This is a genomic window from Arcicella sp. GW458-12-2-14-TSB2, from assembly GCF_059423785.1.
Genome location: NZ_JBWKYN010000237.1, coordinates 1 through 7,347 on the forward strand (window position 1 = coordinate 1; position 7,347 = coordinate 7,347).

The window sequence follows — 7,347 nt, forward strand, 5'->3', positions numbered from 1 at the left end:
ATACAAACCGTACAGGATGTTTGTTATATAAGTTTTTCCTGAATTATTTGCTCCAGTAAGTATGGTTAGGTTTTTCCCTAAATCAATTTCAGCTTTTTTAATCGCTCCAACATTTTCTATGCAAAGTTTCATTAGTCTAAGTATTTACTATTTATTGTAGGTTTGAAGATACAACCATCTAAATCAATTCTCAAAAATACGATAAACCTTTTTGTTTACATCATTCATTAGATACATTAAATATTATTTCTTCGCATTAGGTAATTTAGGAGCAACATAGTCGCCACCTTCTTTTAATTGCTGAATACCCATGATTTGTTTCATTGTTTTGTCCATTCCTTCTGTTGAACCATCCAAGAAGATAACGTTACCTTGACCTTGTTCTGCAAAATGCTTAACAGCCTCTGTCCACATCGAGAAAAGTATCAACGAAGCATCCAGATTAGCCTCATTCATTACTTTGGCTGATTCAGCCATACCTCTGGCTACTTCTTCACGGAAGAGTGCCACACCTTGTCCACGCAACTGTGCCGCAATTTTTTCTGCCTCTGCCGATATTCTAATGGCATTACCTTCTGCCTCAGCAGCTTTGGTTTTAGTAATTAATAAAGCCTGACCTTCGTTTTCAGCAGCAGCCTTTAGGTTATTCGATGCTACAACCTGTGCCATCGAACGCATGATAGCTTCGTCAAAAGCAATATCATTCAACTGTAAATCTATCAAATGATAACCCCATTGTTCTAGGGTTTCATCTAATTCATTCTTAACGTTCAATACAATCTCACCACGTAATAACAATACCTCTGCTTGTTTTTTAGTAGCTACAAAGGCACGAATAGTTCCTTCTACGGTACGAATGAGGGCTTGCATAAACGAGCGCTCATCCATGTATTTAAATGCTACATTTTTGATAGTTTGTTCTTCCTGATTCAATACTGCATACACTAGCATAGCTTTGAAATTCACATTTGCCTGATCAGAAGTAATGGCCTGAAATTCTAATTCCATCGAGCGGTTTTGAATAGAGATTCTCTTGAAAATAAATTCGATAAACGGAATTTTAAAGTTTAAGCCGGGCGTCATCACTCTATGGTATTTACCAAAAACTGTTATTACTGCAACCGTACCTTGGTTGACAATAACAATTGAAAGAAAAACCACAACGAAAGCAAAAACCACTAAAATAATTAAAGCACTCATAGTTTTGGGGTTTAAGTATGTATGTTATTAAATTAAAAATATAGAAACAGCACCAAAGTACGGAAAACTTTGATGCTGTCGCATATAATTATAAGAGAATGTATATTTATAGTATAAAAGGTAATTTTATATCATTTTAATAGCGCTCATTCCGCCATCTACATTTAGTATTTGTCCTGTAATCCAGCTTGCTTCTTCAGAAACTAAAAAAGCACTAATGTTTGCGACGTCTTGTGCATGACCAAATCTACCAATGGGATGGCGTTTGTTAGAGGCTTCTACCTTTTCCTCGCTTGATAATAAGTTTTTTGCCAAAGGAGTAGCCGTTAGCGAGGGAGCTATACAATTTACTCGAATTTTATTACTAGCAAATTCTGCTGCCAACGAACGAGTAAGCCCCTCTATGGCACCTTTTGCACTTGCCACAGAGGCATGGAAACCCATACCAATTTTTACAGCAACAGTACTATATAAAATGATTGAGGCACTACTGCTTTTTTTAAGCTTGGGTAATACCGCTTGAATAACCGAAATGGCACCTAGTACATTTACTTGGAAATCGTTCTTGAAATCATCTTGTGATAAGCGTTGAAAGGGTTTTAAATTTATTGTACCCGGACAATAAATTAAGCCATCTAATACGTCAGGAAGTTCATTAAACACCGTATTGTCTGGATTCAATGCATCCCAAGTAACATGTTTGATACCTGCTATTGAAGGTGTAGTCCGAGAAGCCGAGAAAACTGTAAATCCTTTATTGATTAAAACATGAGCAGTAGCTTCTCCAATTCCTGAGCTTGCTCCAATAATTAATATATTTTTTGACATCTGATTTGATATTTATTGATAAGTAATTATTGGTACAACTTAAGTATAGGAAGAATGTTTTTTTTAATATAAAAAATATAGCAAATATGGTATTTGAGATATAAGTTAATAAAATGAATAATCATTCATTTTATTAACTTATTGATTAGTAGGATGTTAAAAAATATTTCGCCAGATGCTTAGTTTAAGGTAGTGTCAATGATTATCAGCAACCTAATGGGAGGATTGATGATAACCATTGACTGTTGATTGTGCTAAACTAATGCAAATTCATCCACTTTCATGCTTCCTGTTTCTATTAACCTAGCCTGCCATTCAAGTGCTTCGTGGAGTAGGTGAGGAGTATGTCCGCCTTCCTGACAAGCTCTTTGATAATAGTCTAAAAGCAAAGGTCTGTAGTCTGGATGAGAACAGTTGTTAATAATTTTAATCGCTCTTTCGCGAGGAGCTAATCCTCTTAAATCCGCTAACCCATAATCGGTTACAATAATATCTACGTCATGTTCGGTATGGTCTACGTGTGAAACCATCGGAACGATGTGTGAAATATTATTTCCTTTAGAAGCCGCTTGCGTAACAAAAATGCACAGGTAAGCATTTCTGGCAAAGTCGCCCGAACCACCTATTCCATTCATCATTTTTGTGCCATAAACGTGGGTTGAATTCACGTTTCCATAAATATCACATTCTATGGCAGTATTGATGGCAATAATGCCTAGCCTACGGATTACTTCAGCAGCATTACTGATATTCTGTGGACGCAATAGTATCTTATCCTTGTACTTATCAAAATTCATGAATATCTTTTCATAACATGCTGAAGAAACAGTGATTGACGATGCCGAAGCAAACGTTAGCTTACCAGCATCTATCAAATCGAAAGTACTATCTTGCAATACCTCTGAATACATCGTAAGGTCGTGAAATTCACTATCAACAAAACCTTCAAAGATGGCATTCGCTACTTTGCCTATGCCCGCTTGTAACGGCAAAAGTGAATTAGTGAGCCTACCAGCCTTTATTTCGTCTCTTAGAAAGTCTAACAAATAACTAGCAATGGCGATTGTCTTTTCATCAGGTTCTGCAATAGTAGCAGGGCTATCGGCGATATTAGTGAACACAATACCAATTACTTTCGAAATATCTAGGGGAATACTATTTTGCCCGATTAATGTATTAGCTTGGGTAATTGGGATAATTTTACGATTAGGATATTCCCCAGGATAAAACACATCGTGAATTCCTTCTATGCTTGTTGGAATCGATAGGTTTATTTCAAGGATAACTGCTTTTGCTTTTTCTATAAAAGTGGCAGAGTTGCCAATAGATGTTGTTGGAATAACACTACCATCAGCTTTTATCATGGCCACTTCTATTACGGCTATATCTATTTCAGGTAAATGTTTATTATTAATCAATTCGGCAGTTTCGCCTAGGTGTTGGTCTATAAATAAAACCTCGCCAGTATTAATGTATTTTCTGAGGATGGCATCAGTCTGAAATGGCATTCTTTTGGCAATAATATTGTTTTCAGCCAATTGGCCATCTACATCATGCCCTAATGAAGCGCCAGTAATCAAAGTTATTTTTAATTCATCAGTATGTTTTCTTTCTGCTAATGCTTTTAAGACTGCCTTGCTGTCACCAGCACGGGTAAAACCACTTGAGCCAACGGTCATACCATTTTTAAAAAATTGAGCAGCCTGTTGGGCTGTTATTACTTTATCAAGTAAACTAGTAGGTTGAATTCTTTCTTGAGTCATATCTCTGAGTAGCTTTTTATAAAGCACGAAATTCGGAGGAAACTATTTTTAAGACTATGACTATTAATTTTTTAAATCATGACTATTATTAGTTTATGTTAAAAATGTGTGCCATTTACGGTGAACTAATACCAATAAATTAATAGTTTGATGCATGAAATAAGCTGATTGAAAGATACATTTGCATAATAAATGAACCTATATGACTGAAGAACAACAACACATTACCACTACCTACATAACATTACTAAACCAACAACAATTTGTTGAGGAGGAACTAGATTATGCTATTCTCGAAAAACATAAACCTCTGTTGCATACTTTGGCTAGTTTGGGGAATAGTGGTGTAAGTGTCTTTGACTCTTTTAGAAAAGAACATGTATTTTATTCTCCTAATTTTAGTAGTCTGCTGGGCTATGATTTAGCACAGATTGAAGTAAAAGACCATATCTTTCTGGATACCAAAATTCATCCTAAAGATTTAATGGAACTTACCAGAAATGGAATATCACTCTTGAAGCTATTTTTTGCCTTTTCAAGAGAACAGAAAACCGATTATAAGTTGATTAATGAGTACAGGATATTAAATGCGGAGGATAAATACATTAGGGTAGTAGAACAACATCAGATATTGGAATTAGATGCTTATGGCAATATGTGGTTGTCGCTGAGTATCATAGATGTTTCCCCTAATCAGGAAATAAATGAAGGCTTGAAAAGCAAATTGCTGAATTTTAGAACAGGAAAAATAATTCCTTTTCTGGACGATGAGCTTAAAAGAGTGGAAGAACCAAGTGTGGCTTTATCGCAACGAGAAATTCAGATTCTTCATTTGGTCAAAGATGGCTTTTTAAGTAAAGAGATTTCAGATAAATTAGCCATCAGTGTACATACTGTAAACACCCACCGACAACGAGTTTTAGAAAAACTAGGTGCTAATAATTCACTGGAAGCCATTGTTTTTGCTTCAAAGCTTGGCTTGATATAATGAGTTGAGTACTGAAAAATCAGTATTGTATGAAAATAGGTTATGAAAGACCTTTGTGCTTTCACATTAAACCGATTTATTCATACAATTATGCTAAAAATCAACCTACTTTTACTGATTGTTGGAATGTTATCATTCCCGTTAAAAGCACAACAACCTACCCAGACCCTCAGAGGGATAGTCATCGACAATGCTTCTAATACAGCACTTCCATTTGCCAATGTTATAATCCTCAATACCAAATTTGGTACACAGACTGATGCCTCTGGAAACTTTACTATTAACAATGTAAGTGTAGGCAGATATAACATTCAAGTAAGCATGGTTGGCTATGAACCTATTTTGATGAAAGAGATTGTATTGTCGTCATCAAAAGAGGTTTTCCTGACTGTCTCCATGAAAGAAAGTACCACCACGTTGGCAGAAGTTACAGTAAAACCACAGGTGAATAAAGAACAGCCTCTCAATAGTACAGCCACACTCAGTGCAAGAATGCTGAGTGTTGAAGAAGCCAAACGATATGCAGGTGGATTTGATGACCCTGCTAGATTGGTTTCATCGTTTGCAGGCGTGACCAGTAATGTAGGAAACAATGCAATCGTGGTGCGAGGAAACAATCCCCAAGCTTTACAATGGAAGTTAGAAGGCGTAGAAATTCCTAATCCTAATCACTTTGCAGATTTGAGTAGTTTTGGAGGAGGAGGATTAACAGCTCTTAGTAGCCAACTATTAGCCAATTCAGATTTCTTTTCTGGAGCGTTTCCTGCTGAATATAGTAATGCACTTTCGGGAGTATTCGATATTTTTATGCGGAAAGGCAATAACAACAAAGACGAGCATACTTTTCAAGTGGGACTTACAGGCATTGATGTTTCGTCAGAAGGACCATTTAAGTCGGGGGGTAAATCATCTTATCTTTTTAATTATCGCTATTCAACGATGGCATTATTAGAGCCACTTTTGCCAGATAACGCAGGTGGTGTAAAGTACCAAGACTTTTCGTTTAAGCTTAATTTTCCTACTAAAAAGGCGGGTACATTTTCATTCTGGGGCATTGGTTTGCTAGATAATTCTAGTGCTAAGATAAAAGAGGATAAGGCGGAATGGAAATACGATACTGATAAAGAAAACCAGTCTGTTAAACAGTTTATGGCGGCTAGTGGTATCAGTCATAAAATATTCTTAAACGATACACAGTATTTAAAAACAACCTTTGCGTCAACAATCAATGGTATTGATTTAACAACCGACAGAATCAATGATATATCACAGATTTTGCCTAAAAACAGGATTAATAATCAAAATATCAGCCTTGTTTTTAATTCATATTTAAATACCAAGTTTAGCTCAAAACATACTAACAAAACAGGGCTAATGGCAACAAGTATGCGTTATGATATTTCATTGCAAAATGCTTCAACGTTTGGTAATTCTTTAGAAAAAGTGGTAGCAGAAAAAGGCAAAAGTTTTTTGCTTTCAGCTTATACGAATTCAACCATTAATTTCTCAGAGAAGGTAACGATGAATGTTGGGGCGAATGGGCAGTTATTTACCTTGAATAATCATTATACTATTGAGCCACGCTTGGGTATAAAATATCGCTTTGCTGAAACTCAGGCTTTCAGTGTTGGATATGGTTTACATAGCCGTTTAGAACGATTGAATTATTACTTTGTAAAAAATGGACAAGAGAATCTCAATAAAAACCTTGACTTTACAAAGGCACATCATTTGGTGTTAGGGTATGACCTGAATTTGTCGGTGTTCCATCATTTAAAAATTGAAGGGTATTATCAAAAACTGTTCAACGTACCTGTGATAAAAGATAGTTCTTTCTCAACTATTAACTTAACCAATGATTGGTTTTTTAAAGAAGCCTTACAAAATACAGGAGAAGGTAAGAACTACGGTGTAGACATTACTTTTGAGAAGTATTTATCAAGCGGTTTTTATTATATGATTACAGGTTCTGTTTTTAGTTCAACGTATAGAGGAGGAGACGGAGTGTGGCGAAATACGAGGTATAATAGAAATTATGCTTTTAATTTTTTAACGGGGAAAGAATGGCAAATGGGCAAAAATCAGCAAAATGTATTTGGGATTAATATCCGATTGAGCTATCAGGGAGGAGACCATTATTCACCATTAGATGAAAAAGCTTCACAAAAAGCTCAAGAAGCAAAATTTGATGAAACCCAAGCTTTCTCGAAACAATTACCTTCTGCTTTTACCTCACATTTTACAGCAACTTTCAAGATTAATAAAAAGAAATCTAGTAGGGAAATTGCTTTAAAAATCATTAATGCTACGATGTATAAAGAGTTTATGGGTTTTCAGTACAATTATCTTACTAAGGTGGTAGATGAATACCGTGAAGGACTTTTTATTCCAAACCTAAGCTATCGAGTTGAATTTTAAAGGTATTTACATAGTATGCTTCTAACATGCTACCGATATAGCGTTCCTAACGGAACTATAATCTACATCTATTAACATGAGTCATCCCGAATTTTGTGGATGGCTTGCCAAATAAAAACCTCCTTGTTTATTTTGTGAATTACGACAAAC

The 7,347-nt window shown here is 35.5% G+C and carries 6 protein-coding genes; 2 read left to right on the forward strand and 4 right to left on the reverse strand.

The window, feature by feature from the left end; translation table 11 throughout:
- The 4 genes from AC07XN_RS22400 to scpC form a co-directional block, all read right to left on the reverse strand.
- Positions 1-132: AAA family ATPase (locus AC07XN_RS22400; protein ID WP_494744679.1), on the reverse strand; the 132-nt coding region annotated here is incomplete at its 3' end.
- A gap of 111 nt (positions 133-243) precedes the next feature.
- Positions 244-1,200, reverse strand: a complete 957-nt coding sequence (locus tag AC07XN_RS22405) for an SPFH domain-containing protein (protein WP_494744675.1) — start codon at positions 1,198-1,200, stop codon at positions 244-246.
- Between the two features lie 126 nt (positions 1,201-1,326).
- The gene (locus AC07XN_RS22410) at positions 1,327-2,028 is read right to left on the reverse strand and encodes an SDR family NAD(P)-dependent oxidoreductase (protein WP_494744676.1); all 702 of its coding nucleotides are present in this window, start codon (positions 2,026-2,028) and stop codon (positions 1,327-1,329) included.
- 254 nt (positions 2,029-2,282) lie between these two features.
- The gene (gene scpC / locus AC07XN_RS22415) at positions 2,283-3,791 is read right to left on the reverse strand and encodes a succinyl-CoA:acetate CoA-transferase ScpC (RefSeq protein ID WP_494744677.1); all 1,509 of its coding nucleotides are present in this window, start codon (positions 3,789-3,791) and stop codon (positions 2,283-2,285) included.
- Positions 3,792-3,993: 202 nt separating this feature from the next.
- Here scpC and AC07XN_RS22420 point away from each other — a divergent pair, with 202 nt between their 5' ends.
- Both AC07XN_RS22420 and AC07XN_RS22425 read left to right on the forward strand, forming a co-directional pair.
- On the forward strand, positions 3,994-4,779 hold the full coding sequence (locus tag AC07XN_RS22420) for a LuxR C-terminal-related transcriptional regulator (RefSeq protein ID WP_309916603.1): 786 nt from the start codon (positions 3,994-3,996) through the stop codon (positions 4,777-4,779).
- Positions 4,780-4,869: 90 nt separating this feature from the next.
- Positions 4,870-7,197 carry a TonB-dependent receptor gene (locus tag AC07XN_RS22425; protein WP_494744678.1) on the forward strand — a complete coding sequence of 776 codons (2,328 nt, stop codon included), beginning with the start codon at positions 4,870-4,872 and terminating at the stop codon, positions 7,195-7,197.
- Positions 7,198-7,347 lie beyond the last annotated feature (150 nt).